The organism is Pseudomonas sp. LBUM1653 (assembly GCF_059716115.1).
Map to the genome: position 1 here is coordinate 3,246,685 of NZ_CP166803.1, position 22,817 is coordinate 3,269,501.

A 22,817-nucleotide genomic window follows, 5' to 3' on the forward strand; every position below is an offset into this window, starting at 1 on the left:
ACTGACAAGACTGACTGACAGGACTGCCTGACATGCCAGACAAGAGTCTGATCGGCCGCTCATTGGGCGTGACCACTTGCGAAGTTGAAAAGGGCCGCCTGCGCTTTTTCGCCAAGGCCATCGGCGAAACCGACCCGGTGTACACCGATGAAAATGCCGCCAGGCAAGCGGGGCACCGGTCATTGCCGGTACCGCCCAGTTTCCTGATGTGCCTGGAAGCCGAAGGGCGTGACAGCGACCATATCGTCCAGGACATTTTCGGCTTCGACCTGGGGCGCATCCTGCATGCCGAGCAGGGTTTCGACTATCACGGCCTGGCCTATGCCGGCGACGTGCTCACCTTCGATACCCGGGTGGTGGATGTCTACGAGAAGAAAGGCGGGGCGCTGACCTTCGTAGTGCAACAGACCCGTGTCACCAACCAGGAAGGTCAGCACATCGCTGATATCCGCTCATCACTCGTACAGCGCTGAGGAGCCCGTCATGAATGCATCCCCCATGAACTCCTCTCAGCTGCGTAACGTGCAGATCGGCTTCGAGCTGCCACCGCTGATTCTACGGGCCATCAATCGCACGACGCTGGCGTTGTATGCGGGGGCCTCGGGTGATCACAACCAGGTGCACATCGACCTGGACTTCGCCCGCAAATCCCGCCAACCCGATGTTTTCGCGCACGGCATGCTCTCGGTGGCCTACCTCGGCCGCTTGCTCACCGCCTGGGTACCGCAGCAGCAGATCCGCAGCCTGGCGGTGCGATTCACCGGCATCACCCAACTCGGTCACATCCCCACCTGCCACGGCAAGGTCGTCGAACTGTTCGAGGTCGATGGCGAACGGCGCGTGCGCCTGGCGATCCGCTGCGTCAATCAATACGGCGACGAGAAACTGGTCGGCGAAGCCACCGTGGCCCTCACCTGATTCCAACAAGAACAAGGAATATCCCCATGAAAAAACTCGAAGGCAAAGTCGCTCTGGTCACAGGTTCCGGTCGTGGCATCGGGCGCAGTGTCGCCCTGAAACTGGCCGGCGACGGCGCGCGCGTCGTGGTCAATGACCTGGACGCTGGCCCTGCCGAAGAAGTGGTTGCTGAAATCCGTGCCCTTGGCGGTGAAGCCGTCGCCTGTGTCGGCAGCGTCACGGCCGCCGATTTCGCCGATCGCTTCGTCAAGACAGCGGTCGACAACTATGGCGCTATCGACATCATCGTCAACAACGCCGGCTACACCTGGGACAACGTGATCCAGAAGATGAGCGATGAGCAGTGGTACGCGATCATCGACTGCCACATCACCGCACCGTTCCGCATCCTGCGCGCTGCCCAGCCGATCATCAGCGCCATGGCCAAGAAGGAGGCCGCCGAAGGTCGCGTGGTCAATCGCAAGGTGGTCAACATCGCGTCGACGTCGGCTGGCGGCAACCCCGGTCAGGTCAACTACTCCACGGCCAAGGCTGGCGTGCTGGGCATGACCAAATGCCTGGCCAAGGAATGGGGCCGCATGAAAGTCAACGTCAACGCCGTTGCCTTCGGCCATATCGAGACCCGTCAGACCCAGCCGGTGGAGGGCGATCCGCGCTTCATCAACATCGAAGGTCGCGAGATCAAGGTGGGCATCAGTCCAGCCATTGTCGAGCAGTCCAAGAGCATGATTCCGCTGGGTCGTCCGGGTAATACCGAAGAGGCTGCCGGCGCCGTGTATCTGTTCTGCATCCCTGAGTCGGATTACGTCAGCGGCCAGGTACTGGTTTGCGGCGGTGGCCTGGGCAACGTCTGAAAACCGGGCGGGGCGTTCAGGCGCTCCGCCATCCTGGAGTGCATGGCCATGACAGTGCCAATTTCCGGTAACCCCAAACGACGCCTGCTGCACACCCGCAAGGTGGTCTGCACCGGTTATGAGCGCGATGACGGCCTGTTCGATATCGAAGGATGCCTGCTCGATACCAAGGGCGTCGACACTGAGTTCGCTTATGGAACGATTCCCGCCGATGGTGTGCTGCATTACATGCGCATCACCATGACCATCGACCAGAATATGGAAATCCGCCAGCTCAAAGCCGTTTCCGAGCAGGCGCCTACGCCCGTGTGCAGCCATGTCAACCGAGCCTACGCGGCATTGGTGGGGCTGCGCATCAGCGCCGGTTTCAAGCAGCGGGTCGCCGAGCGCGTCGGCGGATTGAAGGGCTGTACCCATCTCACCGAAATGCTTGGCCCGATGGCAACCACTGCCATCCAGACCATGGCCCCCGTGATGCAAAAACGCCTGCGCCAGCGCGCCGCTGCCGATCCGGATTTCAAGATGCCTGACCACTGGGTGATCGGCACCTGCCATGCCTACCACCCCGATGGCGATGCCGCGCGCCGCGTCAATGAGTGGAGGCCTGGCGATGCCGCTTCGGCTCATAACAAGAATGAGGCCTCCGATGAAGATGAACTTCGCACGTACGTTCGCCCAGCTCGCCATTCGTTACGGCGATCATGAGGCACTGGTCAACATCGAGCGCCAACGTCGCTACAGCTTCACCGGGCTGCACCAGCTGACCAACCGGATCGTCAACATGATGCACGAGCGGCTACAGCTGAGGCGTGGTGACGTGTACCTGTGCATCCTGGAGAACGACAACCTGTCGCTGCTGCACACCTGGACCGCGCTCAAGGGCGAGGCGGCCGTGGCTTACACCAACTTCCGTGACTCGCAGGTTGAGCACATGGCCCAGATTGAGCTGCTGCGACCCAAGGTTGTGTTCCTGGAGAACCTGCTGCTTGACCGTTACTTCGACTGGCTGCACGCCGCTGGCATCACTGTGGTCTGCATGGATCCGCCGGCCGTCACTCGCGAAGGGCTGTACGGTTTCGATGAATTGCTGGAGGGCATCGGTGACCACGATCCCGGCACGCAGAGTGATCCGCGCGAGGACATCCTGGTCTACCGCTTCACCGGCGGCACCACCGGCAAGAGCAAGTGCGCGCAGTACACCATGGACAACTGGCTGGCCTGCCGTGACGCCTTTTATGCCGAGAGCGAGCAGGCATTCGATGCAGGAACCCGCTTGCTGCACATGGCGCCGATCAGCCACGGTTCGGGATTGAGCCTGTTGGCAACGCTGTTCCGTGGCGGTTGCACGCTCACCCAGAATGCCCCGGATCTCGCCCAGTGGTGCCGCAACATTGAGGCCGAACGGGTCACGGTTGGTTCGTTGGTGCCGACCCTGTTGTATCGCCTGCTTGATCTGCCGGCAGCCAGCGATCATGACTTGTCCAGTCTGCAAACTGTTTACTACGGCGCGGCACCGATGAGCCCGAGCAGGCTCTCGCAGCTGCAACAACGCTTTGGCAATATCTTCCTGCAGATCTACGGTGCCACCGAGTGCCTGCAGCCGGTGGCCACGCTGGGCAAGGTCGACCACCTGCTGGCCAGCGAGGATGGCCGGCTCGCTTCGGCGGGCCGGGTGGCGCCAGGTGTCGAGCTGATGATCGTCGACGAGCGCGGTGAAGAGGTCGCCGCCGGTGGCACTGGCGAGGTGTGGCTGCGCAGTCGGGCCACCATCGGCGGCTACCACGGCAATCCTGAGGCAACCGCCGCCGAGTTCGTCGATGGCTTCTGGAAGTCGGGTGACCTGGGTTACATCGACGAGCTGGGGTATTTGTTCATCGTCGATCGCAAGAAAGACATGATTATCACCGGTGGCTTCAATGTCTATGCGGTCGAGGTGGAGGCGGCGCTCAATGCCCATCCGGACGTGGCGCTGTCGGCTGTGGTCGGTATCCCCCACGCGCAATGGGGCGAGGCGGTGCATGCCGAGGTGGTGGCGAGGGTTGGCACGCAACCATCGCTGGAGGCGTTGATCGAGCACGTCAAGCAACGGCTGGGACGTTTCAAGGCGCCCAAGTCGCTGGTGCTGGTCAGCGAGCTGCCGATCAGCCCGGTCGGCAAAGTGCTGCGCCGCCAGGTGCGTGACAAGTACTGGAAGGATCAGGCCAGGCGTATTTCCTGACCACGCCAGGCACACGAACCTGTTGGAGCCGGCTTGCTGGCGATTGCGTCAGTCCAGTCGATACATATGTTGACTGGTCCACCGCTATCGCCAGCAAGCCGGCTCCTACAGGGGGAATGTGTACGAGCCCCCGACCAGAGTGGCCGGGAGCATGGTGCATGCGGCTAGAGCGCCTGCTTGTCGTCGACCTTTTGCGCGGTGGATTTTCGGGCGACGCGTCTTTCTTTGGCAGCCTTGGGCATCTCGGCCTGTGCCGCCACCGCCTGCATTTCCTCATAGGAATCCCTGAGGCACTGCGCGAGGAAGTCCGGGTCGGGAACGACGTTCGGTGAACTGGTCAGCGAGATGAACATTTTTCCGCAGTAGCTGGTGGGGTTCCAGATCAACGACAGGCCATCGACCAGCGGGCCAACACCGCACCAGTACACCAGCTTGGCACCCAGCATGTAGAGCGGCACATTGGGGCCGGGGACGTTGGTCACCATGCAATTGTGCAGCACTACCGGGCCCTTGCCGCCCATGCCCATCAGCGTCGCGAGGCGGCCGGCGAGGCCCAGGGTGGCCGGGGGCGCGAATTTCTGCAGATTGGTCAGGTCGTTCGCGCCGACCGCGTTCTGGATGGCCTTGGATTGCGAAGTGGCGGCTTGCAACGCTTCCAGACGGGCCACTGGGTCCTCGATGTCCGTACGCAGGGGGAAGGTGAGCATCGACACGGTGTTGCCGGCGGCGATGGATTCATTGCCCTGGCGGGTGTTGACCGGTGCCAGGGTTACCAACGACTTCTCCGGTAGTTCATCCTTCGCAATCAGGTAGCGACGCATCGCCCCGCCGACCATGGCCAGGACCGCGTCGTTGACCGTCGCCCCGGGCACCAGGTTCTTGATCTGTTTCACTACACTCAGATCCAGGGTGACCGAATCCCAGACCCTATTGGACGTCACGTTGCTGTTGAAGCGGGTGCGCGGTGCGCCACCTTCGGAACCCAGTACCGAACGCGCCATTTTGCGCAGGCTGGCCACGGTGAGCTTGGGCAGCACGCGGGCCAGCGGCATGGCCATGCGGGCGGAGGCCGTAATGTTGTCGGTCAGCATGCGGCTGACCGTGTCCAGCGGGCCGCATCGCCGCGGCGAACTCGCCGCCGCGGGCTTTTTATCAACCACGGCAACGGGCTTGCCCTGGACACCGGCCAGATCGTGCAAGGCCCAGGTCAGTTCTGCGGCGGCGGCACCGTCCATCGCGGCATGGTGGGTCTTGGTGAGGATGGCAAAGCTGCCCTTGGGGATGCCCTCGATATTGTCCAGGCCCTCGATTACATACATCTCCCAGGGGGCGCGGGAAAGATCCACCGAGCGGGCATGGATGCGCGACACCATGATGCAGAACTGGCGCCAGTCGCCCGGTTTGGGCAGCGCGAAATGGCGAACGTGGAAGTCGATGTCGAACAGGTCGTCTTCCACCCAATAGGGATAGCCAAGACCGAAGGGCACCTGGACGATCTTGCGCTTGAACACCGGTGAGACGTCGAGGCGCTCTGAGATATGGTGAACGATATCCCGAAAACCGAGGCGTTGGCCCTCTACTGTGGACTGATCATAGATGTAGATCATGGTGCAGTGCGACGCGGCATGCGGACGATCGACTTTCAGGAACAGGGCATCTTGCCCGCTCAGTTTGCTCATCGTTGAGGCTCTCGCTAGGTGGTGGATGTGGACTGGCTGAATCCCGTGAGCTGACCGAGGAGCTCGTCCGGGCCCCGTCAATGCGACGAAGGTCGATGTATGGCAGATTCGTCGATCTGCCGTTGACCCGTCCCCCTGCAAATGGGGGGGCGTGCATGGCCGGCGCGGTCTTTATTCTGGAGGCTATCGGAGGGGACTGTGCACGCCGCCGGGGTGCGCACAGGACTCTCGGCCACAGAGGGGGTTTTCGTGTTGAGTGAAGAGCAGTCCGCGAGTGACGCAGGACGCAGTCCCTGGTGGGAACGTTTGTCCGAAGACTTCTGGCGCCAGCCCGATGGCACCGAACTTGATGCCCGACACCGCCTGAAGATCCATGGCACTGCCGCGATCGAGCGGGTGATGCGCACCTCTTTGTCGGCTACGGTAGCGGCAAGCGCTCTGGCGACGCTATCCAAGCCTGGCTGTCTGCAGCGCGAGTTCGAGGCACTGCGCTTCTACGAACCGCTGGCGCGCGCCGCAGACGCCTCGCGAGTATTCCTGCCACCGCCGCGCGATATCGTTATTTCAGAGCGCGAGTTGCCCGGCAAGGACATCCGCCGTCTGCAGTTGCGATTCGCAAGTCCGTTCAAACCGCTCAATCCATTCGCCCGTGCGCAGTTCGAGGCCATGCAGCGCAACGCGTGCGCCCATGCCCAGCACTGGTGCCATGGCGACCGGCCGCGACCGACACTGATCGTCATCCACGGTTTCGCCGCCGACCCGCACTGGCTGAATGCCCACGCCCTGTCGCTGGCCAGTTTCTATCGGCGCGGCTACGACATCCTGCTATTCACTTATCCGCACCACGGCCTGCGCGCCGAACCCGGCAACTGGTTCAGCGGTCAGGGACTGTTCGGCAATGGGCTGGTGGCCTTCAACGAGGCGCCGCTGCATGCGATCCACGACCTGCGGGTATTCATCAATTACCTACAGGGGGGCGGTGCCCGGCAGATCGGGGTGACGGGCATTTCCCTCGGCGGATACACCGCGGCGTTGCTGGCGGCCGTTGACGAGCGCCTGGCCTGGTGCGTCCCGATCGTGCCTGCGGTCAGCCCGGTCGATGTGTTCCTTGAGTGGCAGCCCACGGGGTTGCTGCTTTCCCGGCTGATGCGTAGCCAGGGCATTGGCGTGGCCGAAATGCGCGGATTGTTAGCCGTGCACAACCCGCTGACCTATGCCCCTTGCCTGGACGGCGAGCGCATGCTGATCATCGGCGGCGCGGGAGACCGGGTCACCATGCCACGACACCTGCGCATGCTGCACCAGCACTGGCCGGGCAGCGAGCTGCACTGGTTTCCGGGCAACCACATCCTGCACCTGGGCCGTGGTGATTATCTGGCACGCATGGGCCAATTGATGGATCGATACTCCGGACACTAACGCTGGATCGATGCTGGTACTACTGGCCCCATCGCGAGCAAGCTCGCTCCCACAGTTTGATCGGTGTACGCCGGACCATTGTGGGAGCGAGCTTGCTCGCGATGGGGCCGGTTCAGACGCTGAACGAGGGAAGGGGGGTTATGCCCCCGAATCTCGTCGATCCTTCAAGCAGTGAGCCGGAATCCCGACCAGCAAAACCACCGCCCCGACCACCATCACCACTGCCATCACATCGAACGCCAGGTACAGACTGCCGGTGGCGGACTTGATCGCCCCGACCGCGGCCTGACTCAGCACGCCGGCAAAGTTGCCCAGGCTGCTGATGATCGCAATGCCACCTGCCGCTCCCGCCTTGTTCAGCAGGGCTGGCGGGATCGTCCAGAACAGCGGGATGGCCGACAGCGCAGCCGCGGAGCCCAGGCTCATGAGAAAGATCGACAGTACCACATTGCCGTGCACCAGGCCGAGCAGGGCAAAGCTGCTCGCACCCACCAGCATGGTCAGCCCCAGATGCCAGCGGCGTTCCATATGCCGGTCGGAACTGCGCCCCAGCAGGTACATTGCGCACAGGGCGACGATAAAGGGCAGGGCGGCCAGCATGCCGATCAGTTTGAGGTCCTCCAGGCCGAAGCCACGGATCAGCGTCGGAATCCAGTAGGTCACGGTGTTTGAACCGCTGTAGATGCAGAAGTACACCAGTCCCGCGATGTACATTCGAGGGTCGCGCAACACGCCGCCGAAGTGACTGCTTGCAGCGCCCGGCTCACTGGAAATGTCCTGGGTGATTTGACGCTTTTCTTCATCGGTCAGCCAGTTGGACTGCTCGGGACGGTCAGTCAGCCAAAACCAGCCGAAGATACCTAGAAGAATAGTGGGTGCGCCGGTCAGAATGAACAGCACTTGCCAGTCCTTGAAGCCCAGCCAGCCACCCAGGTGAGCCATGATCACGCCGGACAGCGGTCCGCAGATGATCCCGGCCACCATGCCCGACATCAACAACCCGGCAGTGACCCGCCCGCGCAAGGACGCCGGCAACCAGTAAGTCATGTACAGGATTATCCCGGGAAAGAACCCGGCCTCCGCCACGCCCAGCAGGAAGCGTGCGGCGATCAGTTGGTTGGCCGTGGTGACGAAGGCCGTCGCCACGGTGACCATGCCCCACAGCAGCATGATGCGGGTCAGTGTGCGGCGAGCGCCGACTCGTTGCATGTACAGGTTGCTGGGGATCTCGAAGAGGATATAGCCGAGGTAGAAAATCCCTGCGCCGATACCGTAGGCGGCGTCGCTTAGTAAAATGTCCTCGGCCATGCGCAGCTTGGCGAAAGACAGGTTTATCCGGTCGATGGCATTGACGACGAAGGCCAGCATCAGGAAGGGCATCAACCGCCACAGCACCTTGGCGTAAACGCGTCGAGTGAGAGGGTGCGCGATGGCGCTGTCCGGATATTGTGAAAGGGTGTCATTCATGTATCGCTCCGACGCGGTGGTGCGTTTGTTGTTATTGGGAGAGTGACTGCTGGCCTTCACACGACGAGCTCGATCAGGAACGGCCCCGGTCGGAGGTTGGCCATGGCGAACAGTTCGTTGAAACGCTCCATGTTGTCGGCCCTTGCTGCTTCTACACCCATACCCGTAGCGATCTGCACCCAGTCGAGATCCGGATTGCCGAGATCGAGCATGCTCATGGCGGTGGCACCGGCCGTGGCGCCGACGCTGGCCAGTTCGAGCTGGAGGATGGCGTACTTGCGATTGGCGAGGATGACCACGGTGACGTCGAGTCGCTCGCGGGCCATTGTCCACAGTGCCTGCGGCGTATACATGCCGGAACCGTCGGCCTGCAGGGAAATCACCCGTCGCCCGGGAGCGGCGACCGCGGCGCCGAGGGCCATCGGCAGGCCGTGACCGATGGCGCCGCCGGTGTTCTGCAGCCAGTCATGCGGTGCTGCATGCCGGGTGCCCGGATAGAACGCATGACCGAAGGTGGCGGCCTCGTCGACCACGATGGCATGTTCCGGCAGCAGGACACTAAGCGACTGGGCGACGGCTGCGGAATTCAGCGGGCCGCTTCCGAGCTGGGTTTCAGGCGCTGCCTCGGGGAGTGCGAGCGGCGCCGCTTGCAGTTCCTCGGCCAGGCGCCGCAGGACGTCAGCCAGGTCCTCTTCCGGGCGCGCCAGCACGTGGACGGCGGTATCGTCCGTGTAGGGCCGGGATGGCTTGCCCGGATAGGCGAAGAAGTTCGCGGGGGCCGGGGCACCGACCAGGATGATGTTGGCAATGCCGGCAAGTCGGGCGCGGGCGGCGTCACCGAAGTAGGGCATCCGCTCGATCTCGAAGCGACCGCGCCCTCGGGGGATACGCGCGTTCTGCACGGTACACAGCAACTGCGCACCCGTCGCCGCTGCGATCCGGTGGGCATCAGCCAGTGCATCCTCTGCCAGGGCGCGACCGGCCAGCAACAACAGGCAAGGCCGGCCGCCACGCAAGGTGCGGGCGACATTCAGCAGCACATCAGGGGATACGCGTGGCGCGGGTATCGCCGGCAATGCCGCGACGACCTGGCCTCCTGCGTCCCAGCTCACATCAGAGGGCAGGATCAGGCTGGCGACGCCGCCCGGGGCGGTACAGGCTGCCTGGATTGCCGCCGCTGCGGCGGCACCGACTGCGCCGGCCTCGGTGGCGGTGCGCGTCCAGACCGACACGGGACGTGCCCAACCTTCGACGTCGGTGGTCAGTGGCGTGTCGTACTGGCGGTGGTGGGTGGCGTGGTCGCCGATGATGTTGATGACCGGCGAGTTCGCGCGTCGCGCATTGTGTAGATTGGCCAGGCCGTTCGCCAGGCCGGGGCCGCAATGCAGCAGCGTGGCCGCAGGCTTGCCGGCGATGCGCGCATAGCCATCCGCCGCTCCGGTTACGACGCCTTCGAACAGGCCCAGCACGCAGCGCATGCCGGGAACGCGGTCGAGCGCGGCAACAAAGTGCATTTCGCTGGTCCCGGGATTGGCGAAGCAAGTGTCCACTCCACCTTCCAGTAGCGTGCGTACCAGGCTTTCAGCACCATTGATTGGCGCGGAACCGATGCTCATCGTGTTATTCCTCTTGGACTTGTTGTTGTAGGTGAGGTAGTTCGTACGGCGAGTATAGGGAGCGGACGGGCGGGATCCTTTCCGGATTCCAGTGGGCCATGCATTGACCCTAACCAGCTGAAAATAAAGGATTATTTTATTTTAATTGGAGGTGGATGGGCGACGCCTCCGGATAGCGTGGCACCCACTCCGAAGGAGGGGGTGGGGCGTGAAACCGAGCCTCTACGGTAGTGGCCGCAGCCTCACGCCAGACAAGCGGAGGTCGTCAAAACCACCCCTTGGAGATCCCTTCCGATGCTATCGATGGCATTCAATACCACCCGCTCGATCATCATCGAGCGCGGTGCCGCCAGCCGTCTTGCCACGCAGGTGCTCAACCTGGGCGCTAGCTCCGTGTTGCTGGTGACCGACGCGGGCGTCATGGCAGCCGGGCTGCTCGATCCGGTGCTGGCCGGTTTTAGCGCAGCGTGCGTCCCGGTCCGGGTATTTGCCGAGGTATTGGCCGACCCGCCGGAATCGGTGATCCTGGCTGCGGTTGAAGCGGGCAGGGCCTGTGGTGCGGATTGCGTGGTCGGTCTTGGCGGCGGTAGTTCGCTGGATGCCGCCAAGCTGGCTGCGCTACTGTTGCGCAGCGGCGAAGAACTGGCGCAGATCTATGGCATCAACCAGAGCAAGGGCGCACGCCTGCCGCTGATCCTGGTGCCGACCACCGCCGGCACCGGCTCCGAGGTCACCGCAGTCTCGGTGGTCACCACCGGTGCCGGTGAGAAGAACGTCGTGATCTCGTCAACCCTGCTGCCAGATCTGGCGGTGCTGGATGCCGAGCTGACGCTGGGATTGCCAGCGCATATCACTGCCGCGACCGGTATTGATGCCATGGTCCATGCGGTTGAGGCCTACACCAGCCGCCACCTGAAAAATCCAATCTCTGACTGCCTCGCGAAAGATGCATTGCGCCTGCTCTCCGGCAGCCTTTATCAAGCCTGCCGCGATGGTGCCGACCTGACGGCCCGGGAGAACATGTTGCTGGGTGCGTGCCTGGCCGGGATGGCTTTTGCCAATTCACCGGTGGCTGCGGTGCACGCACTGGCCTACCCGATCGGCGCGCGTTTCCATGTGCCGCACGGAGTGTCCAACGCCCTGGTGCTGGGGCCGGTGATGCGCTTCAACCTGGAGGTGGCGGCGCCGCTCTACGCACAGTTGGCCGGGCTCGTGCTGCCGAACGTCACCGGAAGCGAATACCATCGAGCACGCGCCCTGGCCGATCATCTGGGTGCCCTGGCCGGTGAGTTGAAATTGCCGACCCGTTTGCGCGACGTGGGTATCGGCGAGGCCGATATCCAGGCCTTGGCAGAGGATGCGATGAAGCAATCGCGCCTGCTCGGCAACAACCCGCGCACGGTACGTCTGGCTGACGTTCGGGCTATCTACCGGGAGGTGCTATGAGCAGCAAGGCCTACCGTCCCCGACGCGAGGATTTTCGTTACTGCTTGCCGACTGATCCCGTATCAACGCGTGACCGGTCGGTCCCCCCCTCGACATGAGGGGGCATTCCTTTTGCCGCGCTGGGTGACCATCGGTGCACTGCGGCAGGGAGAAAATTCGCTGCTAAAGGCTCGTCAGCTCGTTACAAGGACTTCCTCGTGGACAAGAACACTATAAAACGCGTTGTCATGGTTGCATTGCTGGCAATGCTCTGCCAAGCGCAACTGTCCGTTGCAGCTGCACTGACACCGACCGAGGCTCGTGTCATCGCCAGGCAAGCCTACATTTATGGCTTTCCCCTGGTGGATCATTACCGCGTCCAATACACCTACTTTCAGGACCAGCAGCATCCGGAATACAAGGCGCCGTGGAATACCCTGCACAACACGGCGCGCATCTACACGCCTGACGACAAGGCCTATCCGACACCCAACGCCGACACGCCGTACTCGCAGCTGGGCGCAGACCTGCGCAGTGAGCCGCTGGTGTTGACCTTACCGGCAGTGGAGAAGGGACGTTATTACTCGGCGCAGTTCGTCGATGCGTACACCTACAATTTCGGTTACGTCGGCAGCCGCACGACAGGCAATGGAGGTGGCACTTTCCTGCTCGCCGGCCCCGACTGGAAAGGCACGGTGCCACCGGGCATCGACCGTGTGTTTCGCTCCGAAACCCGCTTCGCCTTTGTCTTTTATCGCACCCAGTTGCAGGGTGCTGACGACCTTGAAAACGTCAAGAGGATACAGGCCGGCTACAAGGTTCAGCCTCTTTCTGCGTTTCTTGGGGAACCGGCGCCAGAAGCTTCGCCCCCGGTCGATTTCCTGGTCCCGCTCAGCGCTGAAGCAGAACGAAACAGTCTGGCGTTCTTCAACCAGCTGAACTTCGTCCTCGGTTTCTGCCCGATACATCCATCGGAAATCGAACTGATGAAGGAGTTTGCCAAACTGGGCATCGGCCCGGGACAGACCTTTGATGAACATGCTTTGCCAGATGACATCCGCGAGGCCATCAAGGCCGGCATCGCTGACGCCTGGAAAGATTTCGAGGCTCTCGGTCAGAAGGTCGCCCTAGGGGAGATTTCTACCTCGCGTTTCCTCGGTAGCCGCGAGTTTCTCGGCAACAATTACCTGTATCGCATGCGGGCAACCGTCACTGGCCTCTACGGCAATGACCGGGAAGAAACCCTCTACCCACCGTTCTATCTCGACGCCAGCGGACAGAAACTGGATGCTTCGCTGCATCGTTACTCCTTGCGTTTTGCACCGGGCCAGCTGCCACCGGTCAACGCTTTCTGGTCGCTGACTCTTTACAACGCTCAGCGTTTGCTGGTCGCCAATCCGTTGAACCGATACCTGATCAATTCGCCGATGCTGGCAAACCTCAAGCGCGACCCCGATGGCGGCGTCACGCTGTATATTCAGCATCAACCACCAGGCAAGGAACAACAAGCCAACTGGCTGCCTGCGCCCAACGGCCCGTTCTACATCGCTGGCCGGCTCTACTGGCCGCAGCCCGAAGCCCTTGACGGCCGGTGGCAGGCGCCGAAAGTTCAGCGCATTGATTGATTTTCCCGAGATTCCCACGCAAGGACCCAGATCATGCACATGTTAAAAGCGCCCATGCTTGCGCTCATCCTGATCGCGCCGCTGTGCTTCGGGACGGTGGCTGCGACAAATACTACGCGGGTGACGGCGGATAATTTTGTCCGCGCAGAATCCGACAAATTTTTCAGTCGAGTCGTTGCGCGGGGAGGCTTCGGCAAGTTCGTGCACAACCGAGAGCTGACCCCCGTCGAGACTCAGGTGGTCATCCGTCCGAACCGTGACACGCTGTATTCATCAGCGGTGTTCGACCTGGAAGCTGGGCCGGTGACCGTCACGCTGCCCGATGCCGGCCAGCGCTACTTCTCGCTGATCGCTATCAACGAGGATCAATATACTCAGCCATTGATGTACAAACCCGGCCGTTACCACTTCACCCGCGAGTCGATCGGAACCCGCTACGTCCTGCTGGGTGTGCGCACGCTGGTAGACCCGGCTTCGGCCGACGACATGCAGCGCGCTAAAGCACTTCAGGACCAGATCAAAGTGGATCAGCAAAATGGGCCGGGGGATTTCGAAGTCCCGCATTGGGATCAGGCAAGCCTAGACGCGATACGAACCTCACTGCTGGCACTGGCTGCCACAGTCCCGGACTCGCGGGGGATGTTCGGCAAACCCGCAGAGGTCGATCCCGTGCGCCATTTCATCGGCAGTGCGTCCGCCTGGGGTGGAAACCCCGCGCAGGACGCTTATTACTTCAATGTGACGCCGACACGAAATGATGGCTCCACCCGTTACCGCCTGACCGTCAAAGACGTACCGGTGGACGCTTTCTGGTCCATCAGTGTTTATAACGCGGCGGGTTATTTCGAACGCAACACTCAGAACCTCTACACCCTGAACAACTTGACCGCGAAACGAGAAAGCGATGGCAGCATTGCCGTGCAATTCGGCGGTTGCGAAGACGGAGTCGCCAACTGCCTGCCTGTCACTGCGGGGTGGAACTACATGGTGCGGCTGTACAAGCCGCATGCGGATGTACTGGATGGCAGCTGGCATTTTCCTGAGGCCACGCCTGCCGGCTTGTGATCAGTGGTGTCCGCAAGATGGCTGCGCACACTCAATGCTCATGGGCATGTGAATGGATCGTCAGGGCACCCGGTACCTTGGTGCGCTCAAGCCCCCCACGGTCCAGCCACCTGAGGGTCTGCTCATAAGCGCGCTGCAACAGAGACTCGGTCTGGGCAAAGTTGAACACCGAGACATCCACGGGACACAAAGGCGGGACGATGTGCAGGCTGGTGAGGGTGCGGAAGTGTTCGATATCGCTCACCAACTGTCGCATGCTCATCAGGTTGACGGTATGCAGGGCTAAGGCGATCAAGCCTCGGGGCGGTTGCGACAGGGCGCAACTCACTCCAGTGGGGACTACCACGACGTTGGTGGCTCCCAGGGCGACGGCAGTTGAAATAGGTGTATTGCTTGCCACGCCACCGTCGATCAGGAACTGATCGGCAATTTGTACGCAGGGGAACACCAACGGTATGGCTGCGCTGGCCAGTAACGCTTGCCCGAGATCACCACTGGACAGGACGGTCTCGGCACCGCTGAGCAAGTCGGTGGTGACGATGTACAGGGGCAGCGTCGCATCCTCAATGCGGTGAATGGGCAGTGCTTGACCCAGCAGTCGGTTCAAGGCTGCCGGCTGCAACAGAAAACCCCGCCGTTTGATCAGTCCTCTACAGGTATCGAGCCAGGACAGGGGAAAGATGTCTGTTTTACGCAGGCCACGCCAGAAACCGGCGAGCGCCTCGACGCCTTCGGCATCGGGTCTTGCGGCAAAGTAGGCACCGTTGATGGCGCCCACCGAAGCACCCACCACTAAGTCGAATCGAACATTGGCCTCGACCAAGGCCCGCAACATGCCAACCTGGACAGCACCCAAGCTGCCACCGCCAGCGAATACGATTGCAGTTTTGGTCGCCATGCCCGAAATCTCTGTGCAGCCGTGCGTCGAATCAGTGTAGCTGACGGGAAAGCGCCATTTTCGGACGGCAGATCGGTGAGGCGCTGCAGGTCCGAAGTTCGTATCAGCGGTTATTTCGCCAAATGAAAAAATTCAACGCGCCGGCTACACAAAGCCACGCCAGGTAAGGAAAGAGGAGCAAGCCAGTGATCACGTCAAGCTGCAAAGTCATCACCACCATTGCAGCGACCACAAGCCAGAGCAGCGTCAGGATCACCATGCCGGCGAAAAAAAGGTGCGCGCCGAAAAACACCGGAGTCCACAGCGTATTAAGCGCAATCTGCGCCGCCCATAAAGCCAGCGCCACCTGACTTCCAGGTATCTGGGTCAAGCGGAATCCGACCCAGGCGAGCAACAGATAAATAATCGACCACGCGAGTGGAAACAGCCAGTTGGGTGGCGTGAAGCCGGGTTTATCGAGAGATTCGTACCACTGGCCCGGTTTGAAAAAGAAGCCTGTGCTTGCGGCGGCACCGCAGGCCAGAAGGAAAACGTAAAAGGTCATCACCGTTCCTTAGCTGAGGTCAATTGTCTTGAGTTGCGAAACAAGTCCGAACCGCTAAAGAGAGGACGTCCAATGAAGTGAAAAGTTTGGGTTGATGAGCGATATTTGTCTGTCCACTCTCGCCAAAGTTGGTACATCAGGTGCAGGCAGCAATATGCTGCGCCAGTCCAAAATGCCAACAACACTAATGTGCAGATTGCACAGTAGTGTTGATTTTTCCGGGACACCAGGGGCTGTTCAAAAGCCGTCAGTGCGAATGACGGGGCTCGCCGCCACTTCGGGCAATGACCCGCAAATGCAGGGTGGCCGGCTCCAGGCAGCCGCCCGTGGACAGCTGTCCGACCAGTTGCCGGTATAGCTCTTGCCAAGGGGTTTGCGAGGCTGGGATGTTTGGCGTCCACTCGGCGCGGCGGCGGGTCATTTCGGCTTCGTCGACCAGCAGGTTCACCGATCTCGCGTTGAGGTCCACGCGCAGGCGGTCGTTGGTTTTCAGTAACGCCAGGCCACCTCCCACGGCTGCCTCCGGAGACATATTGAGGATCGAAGGGCTGGCTGAAGTGCCGCTCTGGCGACCGTCGCCAAGGCAGGGCAGGGAGTCGATGCCTTGCTTGATCAGCGCTGCCGGGGGAGCCATGTTCACGACTTCAGCACTGCCCGGGTAGCCAACCGTGCCTGCGCCACGAATGACCAGGATGCAGCGCTCATCGATTTCCAGCGCCGGGTCATCGATCCGGGCGTGATAATCCTCCGGTCCTTCGAACACGATTGCCCTCGCTTCGAAGCTGTTTTCCGCGCCAGGTTCGGACAGGTAGGTCTTGCGAAAGGCTTCACCCACCACCGACATCTTCATGATCGCACTGTCGAAGAAGTTACCGCTGAGCACAATGAAACCTGCGCGGTGTTTGAGCGGAGTTTCAAAGGGGTAGATCACGTCGGCGTTGCTGGTCAGCGTGCTGCTGACGATTTCGCCGATGCTCTTGCCGCTGACCGTGGCGCAGTCTTCGTGCAGACGTCCAGCTTTTTGCAGTTCGTGCATCACCGCCGGTACGCCGCCCGCGCGATGGAAACCTTCGCCCAGGTACTTGCCTGCCGGCATGCAGTTGACCAGCAACGGTACGTCTTCGCCAATGCGTTGCCAGTCATCGAGGCTTAGCTCGACGCCCATATGGCGGGCGATGGCGATCAGGTGAGGAGGGCAGTTGCTCGATGCACCCAGTGCCGAGGCCACGGCGATGGCATTCTCGAAGGCCTCGCGGGTCATGATTTGCGATGGACGCACATCCTGCATCACCAGTTCGCAGATGCGCTTGCCGGTGGCGTAAGCCATCTGTCCGCGCTCACGATAGGGAGCCGGAATACTCGCGCAACCGGGCAACGACATACCCAATGCTTCGGCCAGGGCGTTCATCGACAGAGCAGTACCCATGGTGTTGCAGTGACCCACCGAAGGCGATGCTGCGGTGGTCATTTCCATGAAGCCTTCGTAATCGATTTTCCCGGCTGCCATCAGGTTGCGCGCATGCCAGAGTACGGTGCCGGAGCCGATCAATTCACCTTTGTGGTGGCCATCGAGCATCGGCCCGCCAGACAGGACAATGGCGGGCAGATCGGTAGTCGCGGCGGCCATCAGGCAGGCCGGGGTGGTCTTGTCGCAACCGGTGGTGAGTACGACGCCATCCAGTGGATAGCCGTGGAGAATCTCCACCAGCCCCAGATAGGCCAGGTTACGGTCCAGTGCGGCAGTAGGCCTGCGTGACTGTTCGGCGATCGGATGGACGGGGAATTCCATGGGGATCCCGCCGGCATCCCGAATGCCGGCCTTGACCCGCTGCGCGAGTTCCAGATGATGACGGTTGCAAGGGGTCAGGTCGCTGCCAGTCTGGGCGATACCAATGATCGGGCGGCCCGATTGCAGCTCTTCACGGGTCATGCCGTAGTTCATGTAGCGCTCGACATACAGGGCAGTCATGTCGGCGTGGGCAGGGTCGTTGAACCATTGCTCGCTGCGCAGGCGACGCTTAGGCGTATCACTCATGATTCATTTCTCTCTTGTAATTGGATGAAGCGACAATCTGTTGTGGCATCAGCGTGCAAGCAGTCCACGGGAGGCCAGGTTACGCAGCAAGGCACTCACACCAAAGGTCCATGCCGTTGCCTCGCAGCTTAGGGTCACCTGATTGTGCAAACTGCCAAGCAATGGGCTGCTGATACTGACCCGGTCACCCAGTTTGTGGGTGAAACCGCTGCCGACATGATCGCGATCTTCGGTAGGGGCGAACAGGGTACCGAGAAACAGCAGGAAACCATCGGGATATTGGTGATTGGCGTTGAGGGTCTGGCCGGCCAGGTCCTGTGGGTCACGGCTGATCTGACTCATGGAGCTCGATCCGTGCATCCGGTAGCCGTCCTCGCCTTGCACCTCAAGGTCGACCACGCAGGCGCGGACATCGTCCAGGCTGAAGGTCTCGTCGAACAGGCGGATGAAAGGCCCGATCGAGCAAGACGCATTATTGTCCTTGGCCTTGCTTAGCAACAGCGCGCTACGGCCTTCGAAGTCCCGCAGGTTGACGTCGTTGCCCAGGGTGGCGCCGTGAATCTGCCCGCGGCTGTTCACCGCCAGCACCACTTCCGGTTCCGGGTTGTTCCACTGTGAACCCGGGTGAATGCCAATCCGGCTGCCGCTGCCGACAGAGGCCAGAACCGGCGCCTTGGTGAAGATTTCTGCGTCCGGACCGATACCCACTTCCAGGTACTGTGACCACATGCCCTGTTCGATTAGAAAGGCTTTCAAGCGCATGGCCTGCTCTGAGCCAGGAACGATCGAGCGCAGGTTGTCGCCGATCACGCTGTGCACGGTGGCCCGCACGGCTTCGGCTTTGGCGGCGTCACCACCCGCCTGCTCCTCGATCACACGCTCGATCATGCTGGCGGCGAAGGTCACGCCGGCGGCCTTGATGACTTGCAAATCCAGGGGTGGCAGCAAATAAGGTCTGGATGGATCGGCGTCGGGGCCAGTGTTGGCCAGCAGGGCTTCGACACTGGCAATGAAAATACCGGGCGTCTTGCGTACTGCCGCGAGCGGAGCATCGGATTCCAGCAAGTCACTCAAAGTCGCGAAGCGCTCCGACAGATCGAATACGCCGTCGGCGCGCAGGACGATCGGCGAAGGGCCGGCGATTTGTCCTGGGACCCAGGCACGTCCGATCAAGATACCGGCCACGCCATCGACCGGCAGGGTGTTTTCGGGAGTAAGCATCAGCGACATGGCAATCTTCCTGGTTCGTAAAGACTTCACGCTAGGGCGGACAGCCGATAAACTCCAATGAGATAATTTCAGTATTCGATAACGTAAAGTTATTGCTTCGCGAGGTGTGCCCGTGACGGAACTTTCTTTCTCCAGCTTTTGCGGATGGCTTAAATTCAGGCATCTGCAGTTGATCGACACCCTCGGGCGCACGCGCAACATGCACCTGGCGGCGCAACAGATGAATCTCAGTCAGCCGGCCATCAGCAAGATGCTCAAGGAGATCGAAAGCCTGCTCGGCTTTGCCTTGTTCGAACGCCTGCCGCGCAGCATGCCACCCACGGCACTGGGTGAGCATGTGCTGCGCTATGCACAGATTGCCTTGAACGACGCGCGCTCCTTCGTCGAACAGATAAGCAGTCTGCGCGAGGGAGGGCACGGTCACCTCAGGATTGGCGGTATCTTTGCCGCTGCCGCCGTGGCATTGCCCGAGGCCATTTTGCAGATCAAGGAACGCTGGCCATTGCTGTCGATCGAGGTTGTGGAGCAAACCAGTAACCACCTGATGAAAATGCTGGAGGAAAAGAACCTCGACCTGGCCGTCGCCCGTTTCACCGACCAAGGCCAGCAGCAACGTTACGACTTCCAGCCGCTGGCGCCCGAACCGTTCTGCATCGTGGTCAACCACCGTAACCCGCTGGCCGGTGCCGGCCCCATCTCACTGCAGCAACTGGTGGACTTGCCGTGGATTCTCTACCCGGTCGGTACCCCCATTCGCGGCCGCATGGAACTGGCGTTCGCCGAGGCCGGCGTGGGAATGCCCCGAAACACCGTCGATACCATTTCCATGCAGACTTTCCTGCAGGTGCTGCAACGCGGGCCCATGATCGGCATGCTGCCCCATGCCATGGTCGATCCGCTGCTCGAAAGCGGCCAGCTGAAAATCCTGGATACGCCGTTGCACCTGGTGCCCCAGGACTACGGCATCCTCACGCGCAAGGGTGAGCAACTGGTGGGGGCAGCCTTGGAGTTTGCCGAGATATTGAAGGAGAACGCCCGGCTGGCCAGGGATTCGGCGGGTTGAACACGATGGGGTTGACTGCTGTTCACTTAAGCATGGGGTTGTGTATAAGAACTGGATTGGGGGGATATCCATTGCTGCGGTAACGGCTACTTATGGTTCCGCTTTTACAGCGGGTCACTTTGAAAAGCGCAAAGTAACCAAACGCTCTTGCCCCACCACTCGGTGCCTCGCTTAGGCTCGGCATGCCCTCACTCCGGCATTGCTCCGTGGGTCGCCGCGATGGGCCATCCCTGGCCCAGCGCGGCTAAACCGGCGTCCTGCCGGTTTACCCACTGCGCAATGCCTGCGTTCGGCCATCGTGGTTAACGGGGCGCCCAAATCTAAAGCCAAAGCGAGGCGGCCTGACAGCCGACCTGATTTCAAGTGAACACGTTTGATCGTTCCCACGCTCTGCGTGGGAATGCATCCTGTGACGCTCCGCGTCACCGTTACGCATGGCTCAAGTCATGCGTCGTCAGCGGAACGCGGAGCGTCCCTGGCGGCATTCCCACGCAGAGCGTGGGAATGATCACAGCGCGGACAGACCTAAAATCAGGTCGGCTATAAGGCCGCCTCGCTTTGGCTGTTGCTTCGGCTTTTGATTTTCTTGCCCCCTCGAGAGGCCGAGTGGAGGTTCTGCGCAGTGGGTAAACCGGCATGGATGCCGTTTAGCCGCGATGGGCCAAGGATGGCCCATCGCGGCGGGCCCTGTAGGAGCGAGCATGCTCGCGAAAAACGCCAGAACAACACGGGCATTCAGATAGCCCTCGTCATCGTTGACGACCATCGCGAGCATGCTCGCTCCTACAGGCTTTTCCAAGTGACTCGCTGTAAAAGCGAAACCATAAGTGGCCGTTACCGCAGGAATGGATATGTACACCTGAAAGAGAATTGGTCGGCTGTGAGGGCGCCTTCGCCGGCAAGCCTGGCTCCTACAGTATTTGCGAAACCATAGGTGGCCGTTACCGCAGCAACAGATATACACCCAATCCAAATATGCACCTGCACCCCCCCAACCTAAATGACCAGCAGGTTGGCGGGCTTTTTCGATAACAGATCGTTATCGGTTAATCCGAAAATGCCATTGGGAAAGAATCGATTCGCGACAGTAAAGTAGCGACTGGCTTCCAATCAGGGTTAGGAGACTGTCATGCCCGAACTGTCCGGACACAATTTCATCGCCGGTGGCCGCAGCGCCGCCGGATCGGTAGTGCTGCACAGCGTTGACGCGACTACCGGGCAAGCACTGCCCACAGCCTTCATCCAGGCCACGGTCGAGGAAGTGGACGCCGCTGCCATGGCCGCCGCTCACGCAGGCCCGATTTACCGCAACTTGCCAGCCGCGCGCCGGGCCGAATTCCTTGAGGCGATTGCCACCGAACTGGATGCACTGGGTGATGAATTTGTAGCCCTGGTCTGCCAGGAGACTGCTCTACCGCCAGCACGCATCCAGGGCGAACGCGCCCGCACCAGCGGTCAGATGCGTCTGTTCGCCCAGACCCTGCGTCGCGGTGATTTCTACGGTGCGCGCATCGATCTGCCGTTACCTGCACGCCAGCCCTTGCCGCGCGTCGATATACGCCAGTGTCGCCTGGGAGTTGGCCCTGTGGCTGTGTTCGGCGCCAGTAACTTTCCGTTGGCGTTCTCTACTGCTGGCGGTGACACCGCCGCCGCGCTCGCCGCGGGCTGCCCGGTGGTGTTCAAGGCCCACAGCGGCCACATGGCGACCGCCGAACGGGTGGCTGAAGCCATCATCCGGGCCGCCGAGCAAACCGGCATGCCCAAGGGCGTGTTCAACATGATCTTCGGTGCCGGCGTCGGGGAGGCGCTGGTCAAGCATCCGCTGATACAGGCAGTCGGTTTCACCGGTTCGCTCAAAGGCGGCAGGGCGCTGTGCGACATGGCGGCTGCACGTGCGCAGCCGATCCCGGTATTCGCCGAGATGAGCAGCATCAACCCGGTGCTTGTGCTGCCGCAAGCGTTGCAGGTTCGCGGCGAACGTATCGCTACCGAACTGGCAGCGTCGGTGGTCATGGGCGCAGGGCAGTTCTGCACCAATCCCGGCCTGGTCATTGGCATCCGCTCTGCGGCGTTCAGCACGTTCGTGCAGTCCCTCACTGCCTTGTTGGCCGATCAACCGGCGCAAACCATGCTCAATGCCGGTGGCCTGCGCAGTTATGTGCAGGGTTGCGCAGCCTTGGCGGCGCATCCGCAAATCACCCATCTGGCAGGGCAGGCGCAGCAGGGCAACAAGGCCCACGCTCAGTTGTTCCAAGCCGATGTCAGCCTGCTGCTGACGGGCAATGAACTGTTGCAGGAAGAAATTTTCGGCCCCGCCACCGTGGTGGTTGAAGTCGCTGATCGGGCTGAGCTGTTGGCGGCCCTGCAAGGGTTGCGCGGTCAGTTGACTGCGACTTTGCTGGGTGAGCTCGAAGAGCTTGAAGCGTCTGCCGACCTGGTCGCTGCGCTTGAGCAGAAAGTCGGCCGTTTACTGATCAATGGCTATCCGACGGGTGTGGAAGTCTGCGAGGCCATGGTCCACGGCGGCCCTTGGCCGGCGACGTCTGATGCCCGTGGTACGTCGGTAGGCACTTTGGCCATCGATCGCTTCCTGCGTCCGGTGTGCTACCAGAACTTCCCTGACGCCTTGCTCCCTGATGCCCTCAAGAACCGCAATCCATTGGGGCTGACGCGCCTGGTCAACGGAGAGAAAACCACCGCAGCACTCTAGTCATTGCTCCATCGCCGAGTGAACGGTTCATTCGGCCTGACCCATTCGATA

19 protein-coding genes are annotated in these 22,817 nt (G+C 61.4%); 11 read left to right on the forward strand and 8 right to left on the reverse strand.

Annotation, left to right across the window (positions count from 1 at the left end; translation table 11 throughout):
* Window positions 1-32: 32 nt before the first annotated feature.
* From ACA054_RS14570 to ACA054_RS14590, 5 genes are read left to right on the forward strand one after another with little or no spacing between them, the layout of a single operon-like run.
* The gene (locus ACA054_RS14570; RefSeq protein ID WP_497639768.1) at window positions 33-473 is read left to right on the forward strand and encodes a MaoC family dehydratase N-terminal domain-containing protein; all 441 of its coding nucleotides are present in this window, start codon (window positions 33-35) and stop codon (window positions 471-473) included.
* Between the two features lie 25 nt (window positions 474-498).
* The gene (locus ACA054_RS14575; protein ID WP_497690301.1) at window positions 499-918 is read left to right on the forward strand and encodes a MaoC/PaaZ C-terminal domain-containing protein; all 420 of its coding nucleotides are present in this window, start codon (window positions 499-501) and stop codon (window positions 916-918) included.
* Between the two features lie 26 nt (window positions 919-944).
* A complete protein-coding gene (locus ACA054_RS14580; protein WP_497639769.1) occupies window positions 945-1,772 on the forward strand; it encodes an SDR family NAD(P)-dependent oxidoreductase in 828 nt (275 codons plus the stop codon).
* A 48-nt stretch (window positions 1,773-1,820) separates the two neighbouring features.
* Window positions 1,821-2,477 carry a DUF2889 domain-containing protein gene (locus ACA054_RS14585; protein WP_497690017.1) on the forward strand — a complete coding sequence of 219 codons (657 nt, stop codon included), beginning with the start codon at window positions 1,821-1,823 and terminating at the stop codon, window positions 2,475-2,477.
* Window positions 2,419-3,990, forward strand: coding sequence for a class I adenylate-forming enzyme family protein (locus ACA054_RS14590; RefSeq protein WP_497690018.1), 1,572 nt, complete (start codon window positions 2,419-2,421; stop codon window positions 3,988-3,990). Before ACA054_RS14585 ends, ACA054_RS14590 begins: the two co-directional genes overlap by 59 nt.
* 164 nt (window positions 3,991-4,154) lie before the next feature.
* Here ACA054_RS14590 and ACA054_RS14595 read toward each other — a convergent pair whose 3' ends face one another.
* Window positions 4,155-5,669 carry a wax ester/triacylglycerol synthase family O-acyltransferase gene (locus ACA054_RS14595; protein WP_497690019.1) on the reverse strand — a complete coding sequence of 505 codons (1,515 nt, stop codon included), beginning with the start codon at window positions 5,667-5,669 and terminating at the stop codon, window positions 4,155-4,157.
* 306 nt (window positions 5,670-5,975) lie between these two features.
* On the opposite strand from ACA054_RS14595, the gene ACA054_RS14600 reads away from it, so the two are divergent.
* Window positions 5,976-7,088 carry an alpha/beta hydrolase family protein gene (locus ACA054_RS14600; RefSeq protein WP_497690020.1) on the forward strand — a complete coding sequence of 371 codons (1,113 nt, stop codon included), beginning with the start codon at window positions 5,976-5,978 and terminating at the stop codon, window positions 7,086-7,088.
* Window positions 7,089-7,226: 138 nt separating this feature from the next.
* Here ACA054_RS14600 and ACA054_RS14605 read toward each other — a convergent pair whose 3' ends face one another.
* Window positions 7,227-8,555, reverse strand: a complete 1,329-nt coding sequence (locus ACA054_RS14605; protein WP_497690021.1) for an MFS transporter — start codon at window positions 8,553-8,555, stop codon at window positions 7,227-7,229.
* A gap of 56 nt (window positions 8,556-8,611) precedes the next feature.
* Complete coding sequence (locus ACA054_RS14610; protein ID WP_497690022.1) at window positions 8,612-10,171, reverse strand: acetolactate synthase large subunit; 1,560 nt, start codon at window positions 10,169-10,171, stop codon at window positions 8,612-8,614.
* Between the two features lie 294 nt (window positions 10,172-10,465).
* Here ACA054_RS14610 and ACA054_RS14615 point away from each other — a divergent pair, with 294 nt between their 5' ends.
* From ACA054_RS14615 to ACA054_RS14625, 3 genes are all read left to right on the forward strand, one after another.
* On the forward strand, window positions 10,466-11,617 hold the full coding sequence (locus tag ACA054_RS14615; protein ID WP_497690023.1) for an iron-containing alcohol dehydrogenase: 1,152 nt from the start codon (window positions 10,466-10,468) through the stop codon (window positions 11,615-11,617).
* 197 nt (window positions 11,618-11,814) lie between these two features.
* On the forward strand, window positions 11,815-13,221 hold the full coding sequence (locus ACA054_RS14620; protein ID WP_497690024.1) for a DUF1254 domain-containing protein: 1,407 nt from the start codon (window positions 11,815-11,817) through the stop codon (window positions 13,219-13,221).
* A gap of 33 nt (window positions 13,222-13,254) precedes the next feature.
* Entirely contained in the window at window positions 13,255-14,286 is a 1,032-nt protein-coding gene (locus tag ACA054_RS14625; protein WP_497690025.1) for a DUF1254 domain-containing protein, read from the forward strand.
* 31 nt (window positions 14,287-14,317) lie between these two features.
* Here the strand turns inward: ACA054_RS14625 and ACA054_RS14630 are convergent, their stop codons facing one another.
* The 4 genes from ACA054_RS14630 to ACA054_RS14645 all read right to left on the reverse strand — a co-directional run bounded on the left by ACA054_RS14630 (window position 14,318) and on the right by ACA054_RS14645 (window position 18,993).
* Complete coding sequence (locus ACA054_RS14630) at window positions 14,318-15,184, reverse strand: patatin-like phospholipase family protein (protein WP_497690026.1); 867 nt, start codon at window positions 15,182-15,184, stop codon at window positions 14,318-14,320.
* A gap of 103 nt (window positions 15,185-15,287) precedes the next feature.
* The gene (tspO, locus tag ACA054_RS14635; RefSeq protein WP_497690027.1) at window positions 15,288-15,728 is read right to left on the reverse strand and encodes a tryptophan-rich sensory protein TspO; all 441 of its coding nucleotides are present in this window, start codon (window positions 15,726-15,728) and stop codon (window positions 15,288-15,290) included.
* Between the two features lie 247 nt (window positions 15,729-15,975).
* Window positions 15,976-17,763 (reverse strand): IlvD/Edd family dehydratase, encoded by a 1,788-nt coding sequence (locus ACA054_RS14640; protein WP_497690028.1) that lies wholly within the window; start codon window positions 17,761-17,763, stop codon window positions 15,976-15,978.
* Between the two features lie 48 nt (window positions 17,764-17,811).
* Window positions 17,812-18,993: a fumarylacetoacetate hydrolase family protein gene (locus ACA054_RS14645; protein ID WP_497690029.1), complete on the reverse strand. Its 1,182-nt coding sequence runs from the start codon at window positions 18,991-18,993 to the stop codon at window positions 17,812-17,814.
* Between the two features lie 112 nt (window positions 18,994-19,105).
* Here ACA054_RS14645 and ACA054_RS14650 point away from each other — a divergent pair, with 112 nt between their 5' ends.
* Entirely contained in the window at window positions 19,106-20,056 is a 951-nt protein-coding gene (locus ACA054_RS14650; protein ID WP_497690030.1) for a LysR family transcriptional regulator, read from the forward strand.
* Between the two features lie 508 nt (window positions 20,057-20,564).
* On the opposite strand, the gene ACA054_RS14655 is transcribed toward ACA054_RS14650, so the two are convergent.
* A complete protein-coding gene (locus ACA054_RS14655) occupies window positions 20,565-20,831 on the reverse strand; it encodes a hypothetical protein (protein WP_497690031.1) in 267 nt (88 codons plus the stop codon).
* A gap of 354 nt (window positions 20,832-21,185) precedes the next feature.
* Between ACA054_RS14655 and ACA054_RS14660 the strand changes: the two genes are divergently transcribed.
* Complete coding sequence (locus tag ACA054_RS14660; protein WP_497690032.1) at window positions 21,186-22,766, forward strand: aldehyde dehydrogenase (NADP(+)); 1,581 nt, start codon at window positions 21,186-21,188, stop codon at window positions 22,764-22,766.
* Window positions 22,767-22,817 lie beyond the last annotated feature (51 nt).